24 protein-coding genes and 4 tRNA genes are annotated in these 24,663 nt (G+C 61.4%); 14 read left to right on the forward strand and 14 right to left on the reverse strand.

Translation table 11 applies throughout. The features are described 5' to 3' along the window. Positions 1-5: 5 nt before the first annotated feature. The 5 genes from QC815_RS12010 to QC815_RS12030 all read left to right on the forward strand — a co-directional run bounded on the left by QC815_RS12010 (position 6) and on the right by QC815_RS12030 (position 4,253). Entirely contained in the window at positions 6-656 is a 651-nt protein-coding gene (locus tag QC815_RS12010) for a 50S ribosomal protein L25/general stress protein Ctc (protein ID WP_310539953.1), read from the forward strand. A 175-nt stretch (positions 657-831) separates the two neighbouring features. Continuing rightward, complete coding sequence (pth, locus tag QC815_RS12015) at positions 832-1,416, forward strand: aminoacyl-tRNA hydrolase (protein ID WP_230448191.1); 585 nt, start codon at positions 832-834, stop codon at positions 1,414-1,416. Positions 1,417-1,500: 84 nt separating this feature from the next. Continuing rightward, complete coding sequence (gene ychF, locus QC815_RS12020) at positions 1,501-2,592, forward strand: redox-regulated ATPase YchF (RefSeq protein ID WP_230448190.1); 1,092 nt, start codon at positions 1,501-1,503, stop codon at positions 2,590-2,592. A gap of 82 nt (positions 2,593-2,674) precedes the next feature. Further along, positions 2,675-4,102, forward strand: a complete 1,428-nt coding sequence (gene mltF / locus QC815_RS12025; protein WP_230448189.1) for a membrane-bound lytic murein transglycosylase MltF — start codon at positions 2,675-2,677, stop codon at positions 4,100-4,102. A gap of 74 nt (positions 4,103-4,176) precedes the next feature. Further along, a tRNA-Met gene (locus QC815_RS12030) sits at positions 4,177-4,253 on the forward strand. 64 nt (positions 4,254-4,317) lie between these two features. Here the strand turns inward: QC815_RS12030 and QC815_RS12035 are convergent. After that, positions 4,318-5,622 carry a M18 family aminopeptidase gene (locus tag QC815_RS12035; RefSeq protein WP_230448188.1) on the reverse strand — a complete coding sequence of 435 codons (1,305 nt, stop codon included), beginning with the start codon at positions 5,620-5,622 and terminating at the stop codon, positions 4,318-4,320. A 138-nt stretch (positions 5,623-5,760) separates the two neighbouring features. On the opposite strand from QC815_RS12035, the gene QC815_RS12040 reads away from it, so the two are divergent. After that, positions 5,761-7,857: a carboxy terminal-processing peptidase gene (locus tag QC815_RS12040; RefSeq protein ID WP_230448187.1), complete on the forward strand. Its 2,097-nt coding sequence runs from the start codon at positions 5,761-5,763 to the stop codon at positions 7,855-7,857. Positions 7,858-7,932: 75 nt separating this feature from the next. On the opposite strand, the gene QC815_RS12045 is transcribed toward QC815_RS12040, so the two are convergent. From QC815_RS12045 to QC815_RS12060, 4 genes are all read right to left on the reverse strand, one after another. Next, entirely contained in the window at positions 7,933-8,295 is a 363-nt protein-coding gene (locus QC815_RS12045; protein ID WP_310539959.1) for a metalloregulator ArsR/SmtB family transcription factor, read from the reverse strand. A 204-nt stretch (positions 8,296-8,499) separates the two neighbouring features. Then, positions 8,500-8,575: transfer RNA gene (locus tag QC815_RS12050), tRNA-Asn, on the reverse strand. A gap of 50 nt (positions 8,576-8,625) precedes the next feature. Continuing rightward, positions 8,626-8,701, reverse strand: a tRNA-Asn gene (locus QC815_RS12055). Between the two features lie 34 nt (positions 8,702-8,735). Then, positions 8,736-8,811 (reverse strand) — tRNA-Asn (locus tag QC815_RS12060). Positions 8,812-9,004: 193 nt separating this feature from the next. On the opposite strand from QC815_RS12060, the gene miaB reads away from it, so the two are divergent. The 6 genes from miaB (at position 9,005) to QC815_RS12090 (ending at position 14,872) form a co-directional block, all read left to right on the forward strand. Then, positions 9,005-10,348, forward strand: a complete 1,344-nt coding sequence (gene miaB, locus QC815_RS12065) for a tRNA (N6-isopentenyl adenosine(37)-C2)-methylthiotransferase MiaB (protein ID WP_230446449.1) — start codon at positions 9,005-9,007, stop codon at positions 10,346-10,348. A gap of 85 nt (positions 10,349-10,433) precedes the next feature. Further along, positions 10,434-11,513, forward strand: coding sequence for a PhoH family protein (locus QC815_RS12070; RefSeq protein WP_230446448.1), 1,080 nt, complete (start codon positions 10,434-10,436; stop codon positions 11,511-11,513). Then, a complete protein-coding gene (gene ybeY / locus QC815_RS12075) occupies positions 11,510-11,971 on the forward strand; it encodes an rRNA maturation RNase YbeY (protein WP_310539962.1) in 462 nt (153 codons plus the stop codon). The genes QC815_RS12070 and ybeY overlap by 4 nt, the downstream gene beginning before the upstream one ends. Before the next feature lie 94 nt (positions 11,972-12,065). Next, positions 12,066-12,956 (forward strand): HlyC/CorC family transporter, encoded by an 891-nt coding sequence (locus tag QC815_RS12080; protein ID WP_230446446.1) that lies wholly within the window; start codon positions 12,066-12,068, stop codon positions 12,954-12,956. 49 nt (positions 12,957-13,005) lie between these two features. Beyond that, the gene (gene lnt, locus QC815_RS12085) at positions 13,006-14,472 is read left to right on the forward strand and encodes an apolipoprotein N-acyltransferase (RefSeq protein WP_310539965.1); all 1,467 of its coding nucleotides are present in this window, start codon (positions 13,006-13,008) and stop codon (positions 14,470-14,472) included. Positions 14,473-14,530: 58 nt separating this feature from the next. Continuing rightward, the gene (locus QC815_RS12090) at positions 14,531-14,872 is read left to right on the forward strand and encodes a hypothetical protein (protein ID WP_230446444.1); all 342 of its coding nucleotides are present in this window, start codon (positions 14,531-14,533) and stop codon (positions 14,870-14,872) included. A 1-nt stretch (position 14,873) separates the two neighbouring features. Here QC815_RS12090 and QC815_RS12095 read toward each other — a convergent pair whose 3' ends face one another. The 7 genes from QC815_RS12095 to prmB all read right to left on the reverse strand — a co-directional run bounded on the left by QC815_RS12095 (position 14,874) and on the right by prmB (position 21,209). Next, a complete protein-coding gene (locus QC815_RS12095) occupies positions 14,874-15,452 on the reverse strand; it encodes an SCO family protein (protein ID WP_230446443.1) in 579 nt (192 codons plus the stop codon). A gap of 24 nt (positions 15,453-15,476) precedes the next feature. After that, entirely contained in the window at positions 15,477-15,929 is a 453-nt protein-coding gene (locus QC815_RS12100) for a copper chaperone PCu(A)C (protein WP_310539967.1), read from the reverse strand. Between the two features lie 229 nt (positions 15,930-16,158). Further along, positions 16,159-18,012, reverse strand: coding sequence for a class I poly(R)-hydroxyalkanoic acid synthase (gene phaC / locus QC815_RS12105; protein WP_230446441.1), 1,854 nt, complete (start codon positions 18,010-18,012; stop codon positions 16,159-16,161). Positions 18,013-18,123: 111 nt separating this feature from the next. After that, positions 18,124-18,534, reverse strand: a complete 411-nt coding sequence (locus tag QC815_RS12110; protein ID WP_230446440.1) for a phasin family protein — start codon at positions 18,532-18,534, stop codon at positions 18,124-18,126. 154 nt (positions 18,535-18,688) lie between these two features. Beyond that, positions 18,689-19,084, reverse strand: a complete 396-nt coding sequence (locus QC815_RS12115) for a hypothetical protein (RefSeq protein ID WP_230446439.1) — start codon at positions 19,082-19,084, stop codon at positions 18,689-18,691. Positions 19,085-19,144: 60 nt separating this feature from the next. Then, complete coding sequence (aroC, locus tag QC815_RS12120) at positions 19,145-20,236, reverse strand: chorismate synthase (RefSeq protein WP_230446438.1); 1,092 nt, start codon at positions 20,234-20,236, stop codon at positions 19,145-19,147. A gap of 13 nt (positions 20,237-20,249) precedes the next feature. Further along, positions 20,250-21,209, reverse strand: a complete 960-nt coding sequence (prmB, locus tag QC815_RS12125; protein ID WP_230446437.1) for a 50S ribosomal protein L3 N(5)-glutamine methyltransferase — start codon at positions 21,207-21,209, stop codon at positions 20,250-20,252. Positions 21,210-21,371: 162 nt separating this feature from the next. On the opposite strand from prmB, the gene QC815_RS12130 reads away from it, so the two are divergent. Next, positions 21,372-21,941, forward strand: coding sequence for a Smr/MutS family protein (locus QC815_RS12130; protein WP_310539971.1), 570 nt, complete (start codon positions 21,372-21,374; stop codon positions 21,939-21,941). 7 nt (positions 21,942-21,948) lie between these two features. On the opposite strand, the gene QC815_RS12135 is transcribed toward QC815_RS12130, so the two are convergent. Together QC815_RS12135 and QC815_RS12140 are read right to left on the reverse strand one after the other, a co-directional pair. After that, on the reverse strand, positions 21,949-22,962 hold the full coding sequence (locus QC815_RS12135; protein ID WP_230446435.1) for a patatin-like phospholipase family protein: 1,014 nt from the start codon (positions 22,960-22,962) through the stop codon (positions 21,949-21,951). After that, the gene (locus QC815_RS12140; protein WP_310539974.1) at positions 22,959-23,873 is read right to left on the reverse strand and encodes an alpha/beta fold hydrolase; all 915 of its coding nucleotides are present in this window, start codon (positions 23,871-23,873) and stop codon (positions 22,959-22,961) included. The genes QC815_RS12135 and QC815_RS12140 overlap by 4 nt, the downstream gene beginning before the upstream one ends. 337 nt (positions 23,874-24,210) lie before the next feature. Between QC815_RS12140 and QC815_RS12145 the strand changes: the two genes are divergently transcribed. Beyond that, positions 24,211-24,654 carry a LexA family protein gene (locus tag QC815_RS12145; protein WP_422828718.1) on the forward strand — a complete coding sequence of 148 codons (444 nt, stop codon included), beginning with the start codon at positions 24,211-24,213 and terminating at the stop codon, positions 24,652-24,654. The last annotated feature ends 9 nt before the right edge of the window (positions 24,655-24,663 follow it).

The following is a 24,663-nucleotide window of genomic DNA, read 5'->3' on the forward strand; positions in this document are numbered from 1 at the left end:
ATTTCATGTCCGATTTTAGTTTGAAAGCCAGCGTTCGTCATGACCTGGGGAAAGGTGCGAGCCGCCGCCTGCGTCGTGCGAACCAGCAGGTACCGGCCGTTGTTTACGGCGGTGAAAAAGGCGCGCAGTCGATCGCTGTCGAAAAGACCGCTTTCTACAAGGCGATCGAAGACGAGTCGTTCTTCTCCTCGGTCATCACCCTGTTGATTGAAGGCAAGGAAGAACAGGTAGTCGTGCGTGACCTTCAGCGTCACCCGTACAAGCCGCTGCTGACCCACGCCGACTTCCTGCGCGTTGACGCCACCCACGAAATCACCATGAACGTGCCGCTGCACGTTGTCGGTGAAGACGCCTGTGTCGGTATCAAGGATCAGGACGGCGAGCTGCACGTCCTCGCCAACGAAGTGGCGATCAGCTGCTTGCCGAAAGACCTTCCGGACTATCTGGAAATCGACATCAGCAACGTCGAAGTCGGCACTACGCTGCACCTGTCAGACCTGGCCCTGCCGGCAGGCGTCACCTCGGTGGACCTGTCCCACGGTGAAGATCACGACAACGCGGTACTCAGCGTCACCAAGATGAAAGTGCGTACCAGCGACGAAGACGAAGACGGTGAAAGCGACAGCGAAGACGAAGCAGACAACAGCGCCGAGTAAGCTGTCAGCGGGGGCCGTGCGCGCACGGCCCTCGTGAGATGACGATCAAGCGCTTCGGCGCTTGATTTTTTTTGCCGTCTGCACGATACAAAATATCTCCCGGAAATGTTTTTCGACCGTCGGCGTCCTGCCGACGACGCGAGAAATATTCCCGGAAATTTTTTGGAGGTGGGAAATGAGCCAGGTAACGGCCATTATTGGCCTGGGTAACCCCGGGGCGGAGTACGCGGCAACGCGCCATAACGCCGGTTTCTGGCTGGTGGATGCCATTGCCCGCAGCGTGCATGGCGAGCTGCGCCCGGAAAAGAAGTTCCTGGGCCACTATGCCAAGGTTCACCTCAATGACCATGAGGTACACCTGCTCAACCCCGCCACCTTCATGAATCGCAGTGGCGCAGCGGTGGCGGCACTGAGTCAGTTCTTCAAACTCGCCCCCGATAACCTGCTGGTCGCCCACGACGAGCTCGACCTGCCTCCCGGGCAGGCGCGCTACAAAACCGGCGGCGGCCACGGCGGCCACAATGGCCTGCGCGACATCATCAGCGCACTGGGCAACCAGAAACAGTTTCATCGGGCGCGCATTGGCGTGGGCCACCCGGGCGAGGCCAGCCAGGTGACTCACTATGTCCTGGGGCGCGCCGGCAAAGCCGATCAAGCCGCCATCGAGCGAGCTATCGACGAGTGCCTGGCGACCTTGCCCCTGGCGTTGGCCGGCGACTGGTCCCGGGCCATGAACCAGCTGCACAGCTTCAAGCCATAGCGCACCCGCCAGTGGTTGGCAGCGCGCGCATCTCGTAGAATGGCGGTCACTTTCACGCCCTACCACCTTTTTCAGGAATATTTTATGGGTTTCAACTGCGGCATCGTCGGCCTGCCCAACGTCGGCAAGTCGACACTTTTCAACGCGCTCACCAAGTCAGGCATCGATGCAGAAAACTTCCCCTTCTGCACCATCGAGCCCAACGTGGGCATCGTGCCCATGCCCGACCCGCGCCTCAACAAGCTGGCCGAGATCGTCAAGCCCCAGAAAGTACTGCCCACCACGATGGAGTTTGTCGATATCGCGGGCCTTGTCGCCGGGGCCTCCAAGGGTGAAGGCCTGGGCAACAAGTTCCTGGCCAATATCCGCGAAACCCAGGCGATTGCCCATGTGGTGCGCTGTTTCGACAACGAAAACGTTATCCACGTGGCCAATCAGGTCGACCCGCGCGCCGATATCGAGACGATCAATCTCGAGCTGGCCCTGGCCGACCTGGACACCGTCGAAAAAGCCAGCCAGCGCCTGGTTCGCTCGGTGAAGGGCGGCGATAAGGAAGCGATAGCGACCAAGGAAATCCTCGACCGCATTCAGCCGCACCTGGCGGAAGGCTTGCCGCTGCGCAGCGTGGGCTTGAGCGACGACGAGCAGCGCCAGGTGAAGAGCTTCGGCTTTTTAACCCTGAAGCCCACCATGTACATTGCCAACGTCAATGAAGACGGCTTCGAGAACAATCCTTACCTGGACGTGGTTCACGAGATCGCCGCCGAGGAAGGCGCCGTGGTGGTGCCGGTGTGCAATCAGATCGAAGCGGAAATCGCCGAGCTGGATGACGAAGAACGCGCCATGTTCCTGAGCGAAATGGGCATGGAGGAGCCCGGCCTGGACCGCGTCATTCGCGCCGGCTATGCGCTGCTCGGGCTGCAGACTTACTTCACGGCGGGGGTCAAGGAAGTCCGCGCCTGGACTGTCAAGCAGGGCGCCACCGCGCCCGAAGCGGCCGGGGCGATTCATACCGACTTCCAGAAAGGCTTTATCCGCGCTGAAGTGGTCGCCTACGACGACTTTGTTTCCCTGAACGGCGAACAGGGCGCCAAAGATGCCGGCAAGTGGCGCCTCGAAGGCAAGGAGTACATCGTCAAGGATGGCGACGTGGTGCATTTCCGTTTCAACGTCTAGGATCGCTCCCGCTAACAACATGCCCTCTAGCGTTTAACGTGCTGCCTTCCGGGCAGCACGAAACCCTGCTAGGGTTCTGGACATGTCATTTTTACGCCTCCCCATTGGTCAACAGGATCCGCGTCCTGGCTCACGACCTCATCTGCTGATTGCGCCCTTGCTGTCCCTCGCACTTCTCGGTTGCGGCCAGGAGGATCCCCCGGTTACCCAGCTCGACCCGCCCGAACCGGGGGATACCCTCAAGGTGGCCAGCCGCAACAGCGCGACCAGCTACTACCTGGATCGCAATGAGACACCGGCTGGTCCCGAGCACGACCTGGTCGAAGCGTTCGCCGACCGCCATGACTGGGAGGTCGAGTGGACGCTTTACGATTCCACCGCCGACGTGCTTAGGGCCCTGAAAGACGGCGAGGTACAGCTCGCCGCTGCGGGCTTGACGCACCTCCCCTCTCGGGATGAGCACTTCCAGCGCGGGCCTACCCACACCGATATCGTCGAGCAGCTGGTCTGCCACCGCGACATGCGCCCCCTACCGCACCAGGTAGAGGATATGGCGGGGATCGAAATCCGCGTCACGGCGGACTCCAGCTACGCGGAAAAGCTCGAGAGCCTGGTGAACCAGCACACCGGCATCGACTACGAGGAGGATCCTCGTACCACCGAGATATTGCTGGCCGAGGTGGCGCAACAGCGTATCGACTGCACGGTGGCCGACTCGAATATCGTGCAGGTGGTGCGCCGCCACTTCCCGCACCTGGAAATCGCCATGAACCTCACCAGCGGCGACCGGCTGGGCTGGTACCTGCCTCCGGAACAGGCGGCGCTCGCCGAGATGGCGGATCAATGGATGGCGAGCAGCGAAGGACAAGCCAGCGTGTCGGCGGTTACCCAGCACTACTATGCTTATATCGGCGAATTCGACTTTGTCGACCTGCGCGCGCTCAACCGTCGCATCGACGAGCGGCTGCCCGACTTTCTCGACATCTTCTTGGAGGCCGAACGCAACACCGGCATGCCCGCCGACCTGCTCGCGGCCCTGGCCTACCAGGAGTCACACTGGGATCCCCAAGCGGTTTCCCCCACCGGCGTGCGCGGCATCATGATGCTTACCCAGAATACCGCTGAGTCGCTGGGCGTCGACAACCGCCTCGACCCGGCCGCGGCAATCAACGGCGGCGCCCGGTACCTGGCCGACCGTCATGAACGCCTGCCCGACACCCTCCCCGAACCGGATCGCACCTACCTGGCCCTGGCCAGCTACAACATCGGCCGCGGCCACGTACTGGACGCGCGCAAGCTGGCCCGCGAGCTGGGCAAGAACCCTGACTCCTGGGAGGACATGAAAGAAGTGCTGCCGCTCAAGGCTGACAAACGCTATTACCCTCAGACGCGATACGGCTACGCGCGGGGCTACGAGCCCGTTCATTATGTTCAGCGCATCCGCAACTATCAGGACGTTATCCGGGCGTCGATCGACTGGTTACCCCTGACGCGCCCGGACGAAAGGTAATCGCCTCGACGTGCCTTGCGCAACAAACACTTGACGGACACGGCGGCGCTGAGTAATATTCGCCCCCGTTGAACGGCTACGTAGCTCAGCTGGTTAGAGCACATCACTCATAATGATGGGGTCCCCTGTTCAAATCAGGGCGTAGCCACCAACAACCGAATACCCAAAGCCCGCTGATCCTGTCAGCGGGCTTTTTTTTGGGTAGCCGATGGCAATCAGCTTAATATTGCGCGGTTCAGGAACTCCACCAGCGCTCGGGTAAGGTGGTCGACGTCGTGGGTGCCCGCCGTTTCACGTACCGAGTGCATTGCCCACTGCGGCAGCCCCACGTCAATGGTCGGCACGCCGACTTCGGTGGCGGTAATCGGGCCGATGGTGCTGCCGCACCCCATGTCCGAGCGGGTCACAAACGATTGAACGGGCACGTCCGCCGCGCGGCAGATATCACGGAACAGCGCGCTGGTCACGCTGTTGGTGGCATAGCGCTGGCTGGCGTTGATCTTGATCACCGGCCCGCCGTTAAGCGCCGGCCCGTGCTGCTCGTCGTGCTTGTCGCGAAAGTTGGGGTGCAGTCCGTGGGCGTTATCGCAGGAGATCATCAGCGACGACTGGATCAGTTGGATCAGCGACTCTTCGCTCCCCCCGCCGACCTGCGCATTGAGGCGCTTCAGCACATCACCCAGAAACGGCCCCTGGGCGCCGCAGGCGCTGGCGCTGCCCACCTCTTCGTGGTCATTGGCCACGAGCAACGCCCCTTGCTGAGCATCGCTTTCCAGCAGCGCTTCCAGACCCACGAAGCACGACAACAGATTATCCAGCCGCGCGCTCGCCACCAGCTCCTGGTTGACGCCCACCAGCGAGGGCGGCTGAACGTCGTAAAAGCCTAGCTCAAAGTCGACGATATCCACGGCGCGCAGGCCGTGCTCGGCTTCCAGCCAGCGGGCCAGCAGGTCGTGGAGCTTGTCGGTATCGCTTTGCAGCAGCACCGGCGCCATCTGGGTCTGGGGATTGATGCTGCGTCCCGCGTTCGCATCGCGGTCAAGGTGAATTGCCAGGCTCGGAATCATCGCCACCGCGTGATTCACGTTAAGCAGCACGCTTTCCAGCTGACCGTCCGCATGGCGAATATGCACCCGGCCGGCCAGTCCCAGATCACGGTCGAACCACGGGGTCAATAGCGCACCGCCATACACCTGAACGCCGAGCTGTAGCCAGCCCGCCGCATACTGGGTGGCGTTGGGTTTCAGATGCAGCCCAGGACTATCGGTATGCGCGCCGATCATGCGCAGATCGGCAAGCGGCCCGGCAGGCAACTGAAAAGCAATCAACGATGAATCGTTGCGCGTCACGTAGTAGCGCTGACCGGGCGATAACTGCCAGCTGGCGGTTTCTTCCAGCCGCTGAAACCCGCCCGCTTCCAGGCGCTGCACCATGGCAAGCGTAGCGTGCCACGGGGTCGGCGACTGGTGCAGAAAATCGCATAGCCGGGCGATGCGGTCAGCGTTGAACGTTTCGGACATGGAAATCCTCATTAGCGACATGATTGAGTCTCGGCACAGCAGGTGACCTGCTACAATGCCCCTTCGGCCTTCGCAACTCATAGGCCAGATGCGGGTCTTAAACGCATGAGTGTACACAAATCCGGGAGAGCTTGACTGATGAGCTTGTTTGCAACGCTTTCGCGCTCGGTCGCCCTAACGGTCATGCTGGTCATTGCCAGCCCGGCCGCCTTAGCGCAACTGGAGCCGACCGAAGAACAGCGCCAAGCGGCGGTAGAAATTGCCGACTCGCTCCGCTACGGCCACTACGCTGATGTCAACTTTGACGAAGCCTGGTCGGAAGAGGCCTTTGATCGCTACCTGGAAATTCTGGATAGCCAGCGCGCGTACCTGCTGGACAGCGACATCGCCCCCTATCGCCACCTGGAAACCGATCTGGCCGATACGGTATTGGAGGGCGAGCTGGATGAAGCCTTTGCACTTTATGATCGCCTCAGCGAGCGCCACACCGCGCGGCTTGAATGGCTGCTTGATCGCCTCGACGACGACACCACCTTCAACTTCGACGGCGACGGACGTCTCGAACTCGAGCGCGAAGACGCCGACTGGGCCGAGCGCCAAAGCGACCTGGATGCGCTATGGGAAAAGCGGCTGAAAAACGATGCCCTGACCCTCGCCCTGACCGACCAGGACAATGAGCAGATCGTCGACAACCTCCGCCAGCGCTACGAAGGCCAGCTCTCTCGCCTGGAGCAGACCGAAGCGGAAGACGTCTTCGGGCTGATCATGGCTGCGGTGACCGGCACCATCGACCCGCACACCAGCTACCTCTCCCCTCGCCAGGGCGAGTCCTTCGATATTCAGATGAGCCTGTCGTTGGAAGGTATCGGCGCCCTGCTTCAGTCAGACGGTGAATACGTCAAGGTCTCGAGCCTGGTGGCAGGCGGCCCGGCCGAACGCGCCGGCGTGCTCGAGCCCGCCGACCGCATCATCGCCGTGGGGCAGGAAGACGGCGAAATGGTCAACGTGATCGGCATGCGCCTGGATAACGTGGTTGACCTGATTCGCGGCCCGAAAGGCTCGCAAGTGCGCCTGGACGTGGTACCCGCCCAGGCCGTGGACATGACGCGCTCGCAGACCGTCACCATCACCCGCGACACGGTCGACCTCGAAGACCAGGCGGCCCAGAGCGAGGTGATTGACGTTGAGCGCAACGGCACCACCCATCGCCTGGGGGTCATCGAAATTCCGACGTTCTACGTCGACTTTGACGCCTGGCAGGCGGGCGAAGACGACTACCGCAGCACCACCCGGGATGTTGCCAAGGAGATCGAGCACCTCAAGCGCCAGGACGTAGAAGGCATCGTACTCGACCTGCGCAATAACGGTGGCGGCGCACTGCAGGAAGCCAACTCGCTGATCGGCCTGTTTATCGATCGTGGCCCCACCGTCCAGGTGCGCGACGCCGACGGCCGCATCAATCTCTACGGCGACAGTGACGCCGGCACGCTTTACGACGGGCCCCTGGGTGTTCTGGTCAACCGACTGTCGGCCTCGGCGTCCGAGATTCTCGCCGGCGCGATTCAGGATTATGGGCGCGGTATCGTGATGGGCAGCCAGACCTTCGGTAAAGGCACCGTGCAGACGCTGAGCGACTTGAACCATGGCGAGATCAAGCTCACCCGGGCCAAGTTCTACCGCATTTCCGGGGACAGCACCCAGAACCGCGGCGTCGAGCCGGATATCCAATTCCCCTCGCTGCTGGATCCTGAACGCATCGGCGAAAGCAGCCTGGATCATGCCCTGGAATGGGACACGGTTCAGGACGTCCAGTACCGTCGCTATGGCGAACCCGAGCGCTACCTGAATGCCCTGGTATCCGCCCACGAACAACGCGCGGACGACAACCCGAACTTCCGCTACCTCGAGCGTCAGTCGGCGCTGTCCCGGGAACTTCGTGAGCAGACTACCAGCGTCAGCCTGAATCGCGAACAGCGCGAACGCGAGAGTCAGGCCCAGGAAGCCGAGCAGCTCTCCCTCGAGAACCAGCGGCGACGCGCCCTGGGGCTCGAGGAACTCGAGGAGTGGAGCGATGCGCGGGATCCGACCCCGCTCGCCGACAATGGCAGCGACAACGGCAATAGCGAAGAAGACGAGGAAAAAAGGCCGGTAGAGCGAGCGCAGGTGCTCGAAGCCGGCGAAATCCTGCTCGACTACGCGCAGCTGCAGAGCGCCCAGCGTTTCGTCAAACGCTAACCACTGGCGGTCGACGCAGGCGTATATAACCGTGACGCCGATGCCCTAGGGCATCGGCGCCGTGTCGTTAGCGACCTAGCACAGCGCGGCACGCCGCGTGGGCCGATCACCCATGGCGCTCAAGCGCTGCGACCGGCGCGACAGCTCTGCCAGACACCCCTGCTGGGCGGACTCGATGATTCGCTGGGCCCAGGGCGGTAGCTGCGGTGATAAATGATAATACACCCATTGACCGTCGCGCTGATCCAGCAGCAGCCCGCACTGGCGCAGCTGAGCGAGATGGCGCGACACCTTGGGTTGAGATTCCTCGAGAGCGTAGGTCATTTCACACACGCACAGCGATTGCTCCCGGGCAATCAGCAGCACCAGCATCAGTCGCGTCTCGTCGCTCAAGCACTTGAATACCTGCAGCGCGTCCAGCGAAGTGGATGTTCCCACGGCGAGTTCCTATCCAATAAATGATCGATGAGGTTAGTTTACGCCACCATGCTGAAGCCTCCAATGCCGCAGGCAGGATGCATGTTACAGACAGGCGTCATCACCCAGGGTGCCGTCAGGCAGCGGGTGCACAAGGGACGAAATAAATGATGCTTGGAAGCTAACAGCAATACGCGTCGGCGGGATAGAACAGTAGACGCGAGATGGCTCCCCGAGCAGGACTCGAACCTGCGACCCAATGATTAACAGTCATTTGCTCTACCAACTGAGCTATCGGGGAACAACAAAACTACCGTAACCGGCAGATACAGAATGTGTTGCGGGGCAATCTGGCTCCTCGAGCAGGACTCGAACCTGCGACCCAATGATTAACAGTCATTTGCTCTACCAACTGAGCTATCGAGGAACGGTTAGACCGCCGTGCTTGAGATGTATTGCGTTGGCTCCCCGAGCAGGACTCGAACCTGCGACCCAATGATTAACAGTCATTTGCTCTACCAACTGAGCTATCGGGGAACTGCTCAAACACGGTGCGTAGTATACTCATAGAAACGTGACGGTCAAGCATCGATTATCGAGCAACGCTAGCCGCTGGTTTCATGTATCCGTATAATACGCTCATTAACGACAGTGGCCTGGCCATCACCAGACCGCACGATAACACTCCATTCATCCTCGTCCCCCGACGACCCATAGATGACAGGTACCGATGGCGAAGAAGCTCTTCATCAAAACGCACGGCTGCCAAATGAACGAGTATGACTCCTCCCGCATGGCGGACATGCTCGGCGTTTCCCATCAGCTCGAACTGACCGATAACGAGCGCGAGGCCGATGTCATTCTTCTCAACACCTGCTCCATTCGTGAAAAAGCGCAGGAAAAGGTGTTCCATCAGTTGGGACGCTGGAAAAAGCTCAAGGACGCCAACCCCGATCTGGTCATCGGCGTAGGCGGCTGCGTGGCCAGCCAGGAAGGCGAGGCGCTGCGCAAGCGGGCACCCCATGTGGACATGGTGTTCGGCCCGCAGACGCTGCACCGGGTGCCGTCCATGCTGGATGCGCGCCGCGACAATCAGATCGCCGCAGTGGACGTCACCTTCCCGGAAATCGAGAAGTTCGACCATCTGCCTCAGCCGACCTCTGACGGGGCCACGGCGTTCGTGTCGATCATGGAAGGCTGCTCGAAGTACTGCACGTTCTGCGTGGTGCCTTACACCCGTGGCGAAGAAGTCTCGCGCCCCTTCGAGTCGGTCATGGATGAAATCATTCACCTTGCCGACCAGGGCGTGCGGGAAGTCAACCTCCTGGGCCAGAACGTCAACGCCTACCGTGGCGAAAATCAGCTCGGCGATGAGATCGACCTGGCCGAGCTGATTGCCTGCGCCGCCGCAGTTGACGGCATTGATCGCATCCGCTTCACCACCTCGCATCCGGTGGAGTTCACCGATAGCCTGGTGGACGCCTACGCCGATATTCCGGAGCTGGTCAGTCACCTGCACCTGCCGGTGCAGTCCGGCTCGGATCGCATCCTGAATGCCATGAAGCGTGGCCACACGGCAGAAGCGTACATTGAAAAGATGGAACGGATTCGCGCCAACCGTCCGGACATCAGCTTCTCCTCCGACTTCATTATCGGCTTCCCCGGCGAAACCGAAGAGGATTTCGAAGCGACGATGGATCTGATCCATCGCATCGGCTTCGACCACTCGTTCAGCTTTGTCTACTCGGCGCGCCCCGGCACCCCCGCCGCTGCCCTTGAAGATGAGACGCCGGAAAGCGTCAAGAAAGAACGTCTGGCGATCCTGCAGGCGCGTATTCTTCAGCAGGCCGGGCAAATCAGCCGTCGCATGGTCGGCACCACCCAGCGCATTCTGGTCACCGGTTTTTCGCCGAAAGACCCCGGCCAGCTATCCGGCCGCACCGAAAACAACCGGGTCGTCAACTTCCGCGCCGCCAACCCCACCGAGCTGATCGGCTACTTTGTCGACGTGGACATCACCGAAGCCCTGCCCAACTCGCTGCGCGGCGAGCTGGCCTCTCCCGAGCGTTATTGAACATCGCTTATCCAGGTAATTGCCCCGACACCCGTTGGGGCAGTAAGCTGATATTCACAGTCATCAACCAACAGGTTTCCCACTCTTGAGCCAGCCATCGTCTCAGGCCAACCGCATTACGACGCTAAGCCTTGAACCCAATGACCCGCAGCGCCTTGCCAGCCTCTGCGGTCAGCAGGATGAGCACCTGAAGCTGATTGAAAGCCGCCTGGACGTGACACTGCGCAACCGCGGCAATGTCTTCCAGTTGGCCGGCGCCGCCAACCGTATCAAGGCGGCCGCCAACGTCCTGGAACATCTCTACCGTGAAACCGCCGCAGACGAGCTCTCCGCCGACACCGTGCATCTGTTCCTGCAGGAATCCGGCCTCGAAGCGCTTGATGAAGAAGAGGACAGTGAAGGCGACGGCGATGAAGTGATCATGCGCACCCCGCGCACCATGATCAAACCCCGCGGGCTCAATCAGCAGCGCTACGTGACCAGCATCCGCGAACACGACATCAACTTCGGCATTGGCCCGGCGGGTACCGGCAAGACCTACCTTGCCGTGGCGGCCGCTGTCGAAGCGCTCAATCAGCAGGAAGTGCGGCGCATCCTGCTCGTCCGCCCGGCGGTGGAAGCCGGTGAGAAGCTCGGCTTTCTGCCCGGCGATCTCGCCCAGAAAATCGACCCGTACCTGCGCCCGCTTTACGACGCGCTTTATGAAATGATCGGCTTTGAGCAGGTCGCCAAGCTGATCGAGCGCCAGGTCATTGAAATTGCCCCGTTGGCGTACATGCGCGGCCGCACGCTCAACAACGCCTATATCATTCTCGACGAGAGCCAGAACACCACGCCCGAGCAGATGAAAATGTTCCTGACGCGGATTGGCTTTGGCTCCACGGCGGTGATTACCGGCGACGTCACCCAGGTCGACCTGCCCAAGGGGCAACGCTCGGGCCTGATCCAGGTACTCGACGTGCTGAAGGATACCCCGGGTATCGGCGTGACCCACTTTGCCGCCAAGGATGTGGTACGCCACCCGCTGGTGCAGCGCATCATCGAAGCCTACGACGCCTTTGAATCCCAGCAGGAAGCCGAGGAACGCGCCCGCCGCGACGCCCGTCAGCAAGAGCGGGATGCCCGCATGCAGGCCCGGGAAGGCACGGGAGACAGCTCGCCATGAGCGACATCGTGATCGACCGACAGGCCGCCATCGACGATCAGCACCTGCCCAGCCAGGCGCAGCTCACCCAATGGGTGGGCGATGTGCTGGCCGGGCATCCCGATGACCCACGTCGGGAGCTGACGATTCGTTTTGTCGACGCCGACGAAAGCCAGACACTGAACCGCGATTACCGCGGTAAGGACAAGCCCACCAACGTGCTCTCGTTTCCGTTCGAGAATCCGCCGGGAATGGCCCTGCCGCTACTTGGCGACCTGGTGATCTGCCACGCCGTGGTCGCCCGGGAAGCCGAGGAGCAGCACAAGACCCTCGCGCACCACTACGCACATATGGTGATTCACGGCACCCTTCACCTGCTTGGCTATGATCACATGGACGACGACGAGGCCGAGGCAATGGAGCAATGCGAGCGCGTTCTGCTGGCGGCGCTGGGCATCGCCGACCCCTATGCGACTTAATGTCCATACGTCGAACTGGTACCGCGCCCCTGGTCAGTGATAAAACATCCCTGCATGTCACTCAACCTGAGTCCGTCAACAAGAGATTACCCGCATGAGCGAAGACCGATCGAGCAACGCCAATCAACGATCCTGGCTCGAGAAACTCTTTGGTGCCCTTTCCGGCGACAACGACGAACCCAGCTCACGCGATGAGTTACTGGAATTTTTGCGCCACGCTGCGGGGCGCCTGAAGCTTGACCAGGACGCCATCATGATCATTGAGGGCGCCCTGGAAATCAGCGATCAGCAGGTGCGCGAAATCCTCATTCCTCGCTCACAAATCTCGGCCATCACCCTCGATCAGACCAGCGAAGAATACCTGGCGCTGATCCAGGAAACCGGCCATTCGCGCTATCCGGTCATCGGCGAAAACCTCGACGACGTCAAAGGCATCCTGCTGGTCAAGGATCTGCTGCCGCTGCTCTCGAAGACCCAGGCCGAGCGCGATGCCTTTCAGCTTGACGATATCGTCCGCTCGGCGATGTTCATCCCCGAGTCCAAGCGACTCAACAGCCTGCTGAAGGAATTCCGCGATACCCACAACCATATGGCCGTGGTGGTCGACGAATACGGCGGCACGGCAGGTATCATCACTATCGAGGATATCCTCGAGCAGATCGTCGGCAACATCGAGGATGAGCACGACGCCGACGAGGAAGAGGATATCCGCGAGCTCGACAACGGCCGCTACGCTATCCGCGCGCTGACGACCATCGACGACTTCAACGAGCACTTCAACACCAAGTTCTCCGACGATGAGTTCGACACCATCGGCGGGCTGGTGATGCAGCAGTTTGGCCACCTGCCCCAGCGCGGCGAACATACCCATCTGGGCGGCTGGCGATTCGAAGTCCTCAACGCCGACAACCGCCGCATCCGCTTACTCGAAGCCTACCGGGAACAACGCCCAGACAGCCGCGACGACGATCAGGAAGACGACTGACCGACACGCCTTCAACGTCCAGGACATTCGCTAGATAGGATATCTCGCCATGGGAAGCCTTCCCGCCGTGTTTCAGCAGCTCGTCGCCGCCTTGGTGGCCGGCGGTTTCACTACGCTGACCGCCTCACCGTTTGAGCTTTGGTGGCTTGGGCCGGTAGCCGCCGGCCTGATGTTTGCAGGCCTTCATCAATTGACGCCGGCCCAGGCCGCGCTCAAGGGCTGGTGCTACGGGATAGCGCTCTTCGGCACCGGCGCCTCCTGGGTCTACGTATCGATTCACGACTACGGCTATACCGGCGTGCCGCTCGCGCTGTTTCTTACCGCCCTGTTTGTCTGCATCCTGGCGCTGTTCTTTGCTGGCACGCTATGGCTTTACCGGCGCTTTACCGGCCCACGGCTGGCGCTGGTCACCTTCGCCGGCGCCTGGGTGTTGGGCGAAGTGCTGCGCACCTATCTCTTCACCGGTTTTCCCTGGCTATTGCTCGGCTCGGGCTATGTGGACTCACCGCTGGCCGGCTGGGCGCCGCTTGGCGGCGTGTATCTGCTGTCTCTGCTGGTCGCGCTGAGCGGGGCGCTGGGCGCAACGCTGCTGCTGCGCCGCCAATGGTGGACGCTGGCACCGCTGGCCGCCATCTGGCTGGTGCCACTGGCGCTACCCGCGCAGTGGACCACGCCGGTCGACACCCCCACCCGGGTAGCCCTGCTGCAGGGCAATCTTCCCCAGCTTGAGAAATGGACGCCCGAAGGCCAGCGCAACGCCGCCAACATCTACAGCGACCTGACCCGCGACGTCGCCGACGAGGCTGATCTGATCGTCTGGCCGGAAACCGCCCTGCCGATGATAGAAACCCAGGCGCGCCCAGTGCTTGAGCGGGTGCAAAGCCATTTACCCACCGACACGGCGCTGGTGACGGGTGTGGTTCAGCGCGATATGGACAATCGCTACTTCAACAGCGTGGTGGGGGTGGGCGATGTCGAGGGCAGCTATCAAAAAGAGCACCTGGTGCCGTTTGGTGAGTACCTGCCGCTGGAGAGTGTGCTGCGCGGCGCCATCGACTTCTTTAACCTGCCCATGTCGAGCTTTGCCAAAGGCGAAGCGGATCAAGCCCCCATGCAGGCAGCCGGGGTGCGCATTGGCAATGCCATCTGCTACGAAATCATCTATCCGCAGCTGGTGGCCAGCCGCGCCAAGGACAGCGACGTGCTGATGACGCTGTCCAACGACACCTGGTTTGGCGCCTCGATCGGGCCCCACCAGCACCTGCAGATGGCAAGGCTCAGGGCGCTGGAAAACGGCCGTTACGTGGTGCGTGCCACCAGCAACGGCATTACCGCGATCATCGACGCCCAGGGCGCTATCGTCGAGCGCGCACCGCAGTTTGAAACCACGTCGCTGACCGGCGAGTTCTACGCTATGGAAGGCTTAACGCCGTTTACCCGCATGGGCAGCTGGCCGGTGTGGCTTTTAGCCGCACTCATGGTACTGGTGGGTGTGCCGCAGACTCGCCGCCGGTAAACTAGGCTCCCCGGTCGGTATGCGGCCGGGGGTCGATAACGCTGCTATAGGTATTGCCATGCTGTCATCTCGCCCCTTCCTGTTACTCATCGCGCTCCCGCTTGTTCTGGCATTATTGCTTGGCGGCGTCATCTTTGGCGGTCAGGCATTATCCGACAGCCATGTCGACGATGATATTCAGCGCGCCCTGTCGCAAACCCTCGATACCTCCAGTGAGATCGAGCTTGCCAAGCTGCAGAAAGTGCAATACGGCTACACCATTTGCGGACTGTACCGCACCGCCTCGTCGGAACGCGGCTACGCCTCGTTCATGTACGATACGCAAAGCGACGACGTCATCCTGGATATCTCGTCGCCGCGCTATCAGTCGCGCTGCAGCCTCTCCGTTGCCTGCCAGTAACCTAGCTTTCCGTGACGAGCTGGTTGATATCGGCCACGGCGTCTGTGATCGGATGGCTGTCGCGGATCAGAAACCGGGCCTCCCCCTCGCGATCGAACGCAAACACCGCGCTTGTGTGGTTAACGATATAGTCGCCGCGCTTATTGGGCGTTTCGTACTCGTAGGTGACCCGCATGCGATTGGTCAGCGCATCGATCTCTGAACGTTCACCGGTAATGCCCACAAATTCGTCGCCAAATGCGCCGGTATAGCGTTTGACAACCTCGGGGGTATCCCGCGCGGGGTCGACGGTAATGAACAGCACCTGGATATCGTCGCGTACGTCGTCGTCGAGCCGATTCAAGGTGCCCGCCAGCCTCGCCAGCGTAATCGGGCACACATCCGGGCAGAAGGTATAGCCGAAGTAGACCAGCGTCACCTTGCCGGCATAATCCTCGGCCTCTACCGCCTGACCGTTTTCATCGACCAGCGAGAAATCCAGCGGCGGCATGATCTCGTGGGTTTCTGCCGTGCGCCAGTTGGTATCGACGCAGCCGGCTAGCCAGAGGGACGCAAGCGCCACCAACAAACCTTTATACATGACACACATCCTGCCTGAAGGCGCTTAAAGCGATACTGGAGACACTACATCGAACGTGACCGAGAGACGCTGGTTATCGGCGAACTCAAGCTGCACGTCCACCTCATCCCCCACCGACAGCGCTTTCTCGCGGCCGATCAGCATCAGGTGATGCCCCTTGGGCGCAAACGCAAAGCGCTCGCCTGGAGCAATCTCGACCTGCTCAACCGCGTGCATGTGCGCCATGCCGTCCTGTTCTGCGCTGACATGCAGCTCGACGGTTTCAAAGGCATCGCTGTCTGCGCCAACCAGCACGACGGCCTTGTCGCCCGCGTTGTAAAGCTCAAAATACCCGGCCCCCGGCTGCTCGCCAGGCAGCAGGCTCGCCCGTGCGTCGCTTACCTGTAGATCCTGCCCGTAGACATAACCGGTGGTTAATAACGCCACCAGAAGACCGCCTGCCCAACGCCGAGACGTCGTAAAAAGGTTACTTGCCATGATATTTCTCCATTCAAGGAAGCGGCGTTAACGCCGCTTTACCGGTCGACCATTATAAATCACCCACGACATCCTGCATGGTGACAACATGCCTTATTGAAGCATCGCTACCATAGCCGGATCCTGGCTTTGTGCAACCCGTCTGCGACATCGTGTCCGCCGGCCCCAATGCAAAACGTCCTGCCGATGGGCAGGACGCTTGATTACATAGGCGTACCCGATGAACTACTCAGGAAACATCAGGTATTTCGCCCAGCACCTCTGGAATCGTGGTTTTGACATAGCGCCCGGGGGCCGGCTCGATCACCTCAAGCTCGCCTTCACCCGGCGTACGCGCCGCGACCATCTTTTTCGGATCCGGGTCGGCATAGCCGTTCTCGGTGATCCAGGCGTGCCAGTGGGGCCACCAGGAGCCTTCGTTGAACGTTGCCCCTTCCAGCCAAGCCTCGTGGCTGTCCGGCAGCTCGCCGTTGGTCCAGTAGCCATACTTCTGCTTGTGGGGCGGGTTGACGATTCCGGCAATATGCCCGGAGCCCCCCAGCACAAAGGTAGACGGCCCCTTGGGCAGCAAGGCGCCGTAATAGGTGCTGTTCCACTTGGCAATGTGATCTTCCTTGGTCGAGACGAAGTAGCTCGGCGTCGACACTTTTCTTAGATCAATCTTCACCCCGTCTAGCTCGATACCGCCGGGCTCTACCAGCTTGTTTTCCAGGTACATGTGGCGCAGGTACCAGGCATGGGTGCCGGCGGGCAGGTTGGTGCCGTCGGTGTTCCAGTAGAGCAGATCAAACGCTGGCGGCGTTTCGCCTTTCAGGTAATTATTGATATAGAACGACCAGAACAGGTCGTTTTCGCGCAGCAGGTTGAAGGTGTAGGCCATCGAGCGGCCGTCCAGATACCCCTTCGTCTGCATGGTGTCTTCCAGGCCCTCGACCACGCGCTCGTTGAGGAACACGCCGATATCGCCGGGATCACGGAAGTCCTGAAGCGTTGCCATGTAGGTGACCGACTTCACCTTGCGACCACGCCGGGTGCTGGTCAGGTAGGCCACGGTCGACGCCGTCAGCGTGCCGCCGACGCAATAGCTCAACAGGTTGACCGACTTCTCGCCGCAGGCCTTCTCGATGGCCTCCATGGCAGCAATCGGCCCCATCTGCATATAGTCGGCCCAGGTAATGTCATGCTGCTCCGGGCCAGGATTACGCCAGGAAATCAGGAACACGCTATGCCCCTGATCGACCAGCCACTTCATCATCGAGTTGTCCTGACGAAGGTCAAGCACGTAGTACTTGTTGATCCACGGCGGCACGACCAGCAGCGGCGTCTTGTAGGTCTTTTCGGTGGTTGGCGTGTACTGGATCAGCTGCATCAGCTCGTTTTCGTACACCACGGCCCCTGGGGTGGCGGCAATGTTATCGCCTATTTTAAAGGCGCTGCGGTCGGTCATGCGGACATTGATACCCTCGGCGGAATTGGCCAGGTCTTCGCGCAAGCGCTCGAGCCCCTCGACCAGATTCTGCCCCTTGGTTTCCAGGGTGCGGCGCATGACTTCAGGATTCGTCGAGACAAAGTTGGTCGGCGACATGGCGTTGACCACCTGGCGGGCATAAAAGGCCAGGTTGCGCTGATGGGTCTCGTCCATCCCGCTCAGGCTGTCCACCAGCTCATCCACCATCTGCGAAAACAGCAGGTACTGCTGCATGATGGCCATGAAATGCGGTTCCTGGGTCCAGGCGTCATCCTTGAAGCGCCGGTCGCCTTTATCGGGCATTACCAGTGGCGCCACTTCTTCGCCGGCCATGGCCCGCATACCCTGCTGCCACAAAAGCCACTGATCCTGCAGCAGGCGCGACTGGGTCTGCCATAGCAGCGCCGGGTTCTGCATCAGCGCCTGCGCGCCAGCCTCGAAGCTTTCCCGCATGTCACTATGAATCGAGTCAGCCGCTTCGCTCGGCGCAATACGCGACAACAGATCCTGCATGAGCCCCTGATACTGCTCACCAATATCTTTCAGCTTCGCGTTCCACGCGTCCAGCTCTTCTTGAGAAAGGCCATGGGGCGGTAATTCCCATTCTGCTGACATCTTCGTTCTCCTTTACCGGCGCGGCAACGCTTGCGCAGCCTGTACGATGGCAGGTAATCAAGGGCTCAAATGAGGCGCGGCGCCCCTTGGGGCGCCGCGATTAAAGGGGTATTAGCTCTTGCGCGATGACTGGCTGCTCGCCTTGGCGGGCTGTTCACCTTTCGCGGCGGAGCTGGCCTGGTCGGCCATCTGCTTGCCCGCTTCGCCAAACAGCTTTTCCATTTCCGCTTTGAACTCGAGGCTCATCTCGCTCATCACGCGCGCGTCTTCCTGCATCTGCTGGGACAGCTCGTTCATCATCGCTGCCTGCTGCGCCCCGAAGTCGCGCAGGCTTTCAGCGTCTTCCACGTCGGTGGCGCTACGGATGCGTTCGGTGCCCATCTGGCTGTAGCGCTTCATCGCTTCCAGCTGGTACTGGGTCATTTTTTCCATGTTGTTGAGCATCAGCGAGTTGATCTTGCGCATGGGCTCGAACATCTGGCGTGTCTGGGCGTTGAAGGCGTCCATCATTTTATCTTGCATGGTCTCTGCTCCTGTTTTCGTTCCTTGGCATGAGCCTTGGGCGACTCACATAAACGTAAATTGCTGCACTGCAAAAAGAGTAGTGATTGACGAGGTGCTTTGCAACCACACCCATGGTCACGACCCAGCCACGCTGGTCGCCCCTTTTGCCCCACTACTCGGCTTTCCGCTTCGTCCGCGAACGGGAAGAGGCCGATGCATCTGCGGGGCGACTCTTGCTGCTCGACGCGTCGCTTGAGGTGCTACTGCTGCTTTTCGGCGTTTCCTCTTCCGAGGCGTTGCTGCTGGTGTTGCCGGCCTGCTTGAGCATGTCCAGCATCATCTGCTGATAGGTGCCGAAATTAGATAACCCCTGTGAAAGCCCCTGCTGCATCATGGGCTGCTGCAGGTAGGGGCGCATCAGGCTCATGGGGTCATACCCTTCAACACCGGACTCCATTTGCCGCTGGATGTTCTCAAGCAGATTCTGCTGGAACGCTTCCACGTCCGGCAGCCCCAGCGCCTGGCGGAACTCATCGGGGGTGAGATCAAACTCAACGTTAATCTTCATGGACAACTCCTCAACCAACTTCCATGAGTGTAGCAGCGATATGCCAAGTACACCGTGACGTTAACGTTGTGTTAAGCGCGGCGTATCAACGCTTACCGAACCATTCTGCCCGCGCTGGCGCAACCAGTGATCGAGCAGCGTCATGGCCATCATCGCTTCGGCGATCGGCGTTGCCCGAATCCCCACGCAGGGGTCATGACGCCCCTTGGTGACGACCTCGACCGCCTCGCCGTGAACGTCGATCGAACGCCCGGGCGTGGTGATGCTCGAGGTCGGCTTCAGCGCCAGGCGCGCCACCACCGGCTGGCCGCTGGAAATGCCGCCCAGCACGCCTCCGGCGTGATTGGAGAGAAAGCCCTCGGGAGTCATCTCGTCACGGTGTTCGCTGCCGCGCTGGGCAACACAGCCAAACCCCGCGCCAATCTCCACCCCTTTTACCGCATTGATGCTCATCAAACCATGCGCCAGATCAGCATCCAGGCGATCGAATACCGGCTCGCCGAGTCCGACCGGCACACCGTCGGCGATCACGGTGATTTCTGCCCCGACGGAGTCCTGATCGCGGCGCAGCTGATCCATGTAGTCCTCGAGCTCAGAGACCTTGGCAGGGTCGGGGCAGAAAAACGCGTTCTCCTCGACGGCCTCCCAGGAGCCGAAATCAATCTTGATCGGCCCCAGCTGGCTCATGTAGCCGCGCACCTGAACGCCCTGTGCGGCCAGGTACTGCTTGGCAATGGCGCCTGCCGCGACGCGTACCGCCGTTTCCCGGGCGCTCGAGCGCCCACCGCCGCGGTAATCGCGGTGCCCATACTTATGGTGGTAGGTGTAGTCGGCGTGGGCCGGACGAAACTGATCTTTGATCTTTGAATAGTCTTTCGAGCGCTGATCGGTATTCTCGATCAACAGACCGATCGAGGTGCCGGTGGTCTTGCCTTCGAAGACCCCCGACAGGATCTTGACCTGATCCGGCTCCTTGCGCTGGGTGGTATGCCGCGAGCTGCCGGGGCGCCGACGGTCGAGATCACGCTGCAGATCCGCTTCGCACAGGGGCAGCCCCGGCGGGCAGCCGTCAATGATCGCGCCGAGCGCCTGGCCGTGGCTTTCGCCAAAGGTGGTCACGGTAAACAGCTTGCCAAATGTATTGCCTGACATGGGCGTTAATTCCTCATGCAAAAGACGCCGCATGGGCGTCGAGTTCAGCGGCGCTCAAGGCAAACACGCCCTGGCCGCCACGCTCGAATTCAAGCCACATGAAGGGCACCTCGGGAAAGGCGGTCTCCAGGTGGCAGTCTGAGTTGCCGACTTCTACAATCAACCACCCCTCGTCGGTCAGGTGCTCGCGCGCCTGGCGCAGAATGCGCCGCACGATGTCCAGTCCGTCGTTGCCCGCGCCCAGCGCCAGTGACGGTTCGTGGCGGAACTCGGCGGGCATGGTGGCAAGGTCCCGGGCATCCACGTAAGGCGGATTGGAGACGATCAGGTCAAAACGCTGGCCCGCAAGCCCGTCGAACACATTGGCTTCCAGCGCGCGTACGCGCTCGCCGACGTCGTGACGGGTGATGTTCTGGCGCGCCACCGCCAGCGCGTCCTGACTGATATCGGCCAGGGCGACCTCGCAAGTGGGCAGGTACAGCGCGGTGGCAATGCCGATGCAGCCCGAGCCGGCGCATAGATCCAGTACCCTGGCCGGCGGCTCTTCGGGGAACCACGCGGCAAAGCCATCCTCGATAAGCTCGGCCATCGGCGAGCGCGGGATCAGCACGCGCTCATCAACGTTGAACGGGTAGCCGGCAAAGAACGCCTCGCCCAGCAGATAAGGCAGCGGGCGGCGGGTGGTGATGCGTTCACGGGTGAGCGCCACAATGCGCTCGCGCTCCATCGGCAGCAGGCGCGCATCCTGCACGCCGGGGTCAATGTTCCAGGGTAGATGCAGCGCTCCCAGGCAAAGCGCCACGGCTTCATCCCAGGCCGACTCGGTACCGTGGCCGTAATACAGCCCCGCCAGATAGAACTCGCTGGACGCCCAGCGCAGGTAGTCGCGTAAGCTAAAGAGCTCGCTCACCAGTGCCGAATCCGGCAGGGAGAGAGCGGAGTGTGAGGTGTCGGCGTTGAGATGCGTGGTCACATCGGCTCCTGATCAACTGAGGTCTCCATCCCCTGACAATAGCGGGCATGGCATGGCGAAAGAAAAGATTGTACCTTTGACGCCGCCCGGTTCACAGCAACGCTCAGCTCGCTATACTGTGCGCTTGCGACCTTCATTGCCCCTTTGCTATCTGAGCCTGTCATGACACGACGCCGCCACCTGCCCGACGACGACGATATCAGCGCGTTCCGCCAAGCGCTGAAAGCCGCAGGCGTGCGCCGTATTGCCTCCAATCAGGCCGACCCCGGCAAGCCCAGACGCAACGACGATGCCCACCATGTACGCCGCCAGGCGGCAGTGGAAGCCAGCACCTTGACGACCAGCGGCCGCACCTCCGATGGCCGGGTCGAGGCGGTTCGCCCTTCCGAATACCTGGAATTTAGCGTCGCCGATCTGCCGTGGCGCACCTTCAGCCAGCTGAAACGCGGCCAGACGGCGTGGCAGGCAGGCCTCGACCTGCACGGCTACACCCTGGAAGAGGCCCGCGCCGAGCTGGAAAGCTTTCTGCGCGACGCCACGTCCCAGGGGCTACGCTGCGTGCTGGTGGTACATGGCAAAGCCTGGGGCGCGACGGCCGACTTCCCGGTGCTGAAAAGCCATACCAACGCCTGGCTGCGGGAATGGCCGGGGGTTCTGGCGTTCTGTTCCGCCACCGAGCTCGACGGCGGTACCGGCGCGGTATATATCCTGCTGCGCAAGCGCGGACAGTAGCTGCCAGCTACCCTGCCGCGTCCGAGGCAATATTCGGCATTCTGCGCTCCAGGGCCTCATCGGCCAGATGTCGGCCCAGCCGGATCAGATCCTTCGCGCGGTGGAACTCGTAGGTGCTGCAGACCGTCTTGGGAACTTCGATCAGCACATCCGGCGGATAACCGGCAATTTTGTACTTGGCGAGCGCTGCCTGGGTGATATCGAACGATTCGAGAATCATGTCCAGCTTGCCCCACTCGCGCTTGCCGCGCATTTCTGGCGTTTCGTCGCTGGCCTCCTGCTCGTCGCTGCTGCCCAGCCCATCCCAAAGCCGCTTCGTCGCCTCGCGCACATCGGCCATCCAGCCGCCAATGTTTTCATCACGCTCAAGCTCAAGCGCCGTGCGGTTATCGTCCTCCGGCTCATCGGGCAACAACGCTTCCAGGCTGATCGGCTGGGGGCTATGCGCGGTCACGTTAACCGCCACGACAAAATCGGCTTCATGGGCCGCGAGTGTCGGCATGATAGGCAACGGATTCAGCAAGCCGCCGTCAACCAGCACCTGATCGCCGACATGCACGGGAGTGATCACGCCGGGCACCGCGATCGAGGCGCGAATCGCGCGCAGCAGCGGGCCGTTCTGAAACCATACCTCGCGCTGGCGCACCAGGTCGGTCGCTACGGTGGTCACTGGGATCGGCAGGTCTTCGATCAGCATATCACCCACCAGCCCTTCGAGCTTGTTCATGACCTTGCTGGCGCGCATGGCGCCCATCGGGCTCCAGGTCACGTCCACCAACCTGAGTACGTCCAGGTAGTCCAGATTGCACACCCATTCGCGGTATTCCGGCAGCTTGCCCGACGCGTAGATCCCGCCGATCAGTGCGCCCATGGAGCACCCGGCGATGGAAATAATCTCCAAGCCCCGCGCCTCGAGCGCTTCGATCACGCCGATATGCGCATAGCCCCGGGCCCCGCCGCTGCCCAGCACCAGGGCTACCTTATTGCCGCTCTGTTCATTGGCGTTTGTCAGTTCGTTCATCGCGCACGTCCTTCTGCGGGGTCAGGCGTTGCAAGCTCATGCGCCGTGATCACCTGGGCGACCTGTGCCACGGCCTCAGGCTCAAGATGCAGGTGATGGCCGCCCGCCACGACATGACGGGTCAACTGCGGCACCGCCTGGCGAGCGTTGTCCGCCCAGTCTCGCTCGCCCAGAATGCCCTGCTCTCCTTCTATCAATAGCACCGGGGCCTGAATATCCGCCAGTAACGCCAACACCTGCGCCGGGGTAAAACGCACCAGGGACGGCTTCAGCAGCCGACTGTCGGTGCGCATTTGGACGTGTCCGTCGGCCGTTGGCGCGACGTTGCGCTCCACCAGCGGGGTCGCCGTGGGCGTATCCAGCGGGGTGACGCCGCCCGCCACGCGCGCGGCCACGGCACTGGCCAGGTCGGGGTAGCGCGGCGCCTGGGAGAGCGGCCGTCGGTGGGCCATCAGCCCCTTGCGTAGCTGGCCGGCCGTTTCGTTGGCGGGCGTATTCAGCGCGCCCAGACCATCCAGCAGGGTCAACCGCGCAACCCGCGCCGGCATGGCGGCGGCCAGCAGGCAGGCCACCGCCGCGCCCATGGAATGGCCAAGCAACGCGACCCGCTCTATGGCCAGATCCTCCATGGCATCCAGGACATCGTGGCAATAGTCCCACAGGGCATAATCGCTGCCCACCGGGGCATGCGCCGAATGCCCGTGGCCACGAAAATCGATCGCCACAATGCGGATATCCAACGCGTCCGAAAGCAAGGGCGCCAGGCGCGTAAAGCTTGCCGCATTATCCAGCCAGCCGTGCAGCGCCAGCCACACGGGGGCATCGTCACGCCCCCAGCTCAGGGCCGCCAGGCGCCCCTCGGCAAGGGCAAGCGGCTGGGGGACGTGAACTGCTGAAGAGGGGTGCATCATCAAACGTATCCTAAACAAGCCAGCCGCTTTGCGCGCGGCCGGGTGACGGCATAAATCACAAACGGTACCATGCCAGCCTGATGGGCCTGTAGAAAATTACCCACGCCTGCCGACGTTACCCTTCTGCTTTTGATGAGGCTTTTATGAAACCCCACCGTGATACCCGTGCGCGCAACTGGGTCTTTTTTATCGCCGTTACCAGCGCCATTGTGGTGGGCCTCTGGCTGGCGAGATAGCCCTTCACAGCGGCGCTTCAAGGCACCCGGCGCTTGCAATTTAGCCCCTCCGGCTGAATACTGTATATAAATACATATTTCAAGCCGTGAGGATGCCGACAATGATTCAGCCCCTATCGCCGGTCGCGCCCGCCTTGCCGTTGATGTCGCAGCCGCTGCCATTTCCGCCGCTGCACGGCCGCGCGGGGATTAGCGGCTTCCCCTCTCCCGCCCAGGATTACGAACCGCGTACGCTGGACCTCAACGTGCGCCTGATCAAGAACCCGACCCATACCTTTTACCTGTCCGCGACCGGCGACAGCATGGAAGGCTGGGGGATCTTTGACGGCGACCTGCTGGTCGTGGATCGCAGCGTTGCGCCACGCCTGGGCCATATCCTGGTCGCCATGTTCAACGACGAAGTGCTGATCAAGCGCTACGCCCTGCATCGTGGCACCCCGCACCTGTGCTCGGCCCACCCCCACTATCCGCCGCTCCCCCTGGAAGACACCGACTGCCAGGTATGGGGCGTTGTGCGCGCGGTCGTTCACGAATACCTGCGCTGAGATGACGAC

The sequence above is a fragment of the Vreelandella gomseomensis genome (assembly GCF_031451645.1).
GTDB lineage: Bacteria > Pseudomonadota > Gammaproteobacteria > Pseudomonadales > Halomonadaceae > Vreelandella > Vreelandella gomseomensis.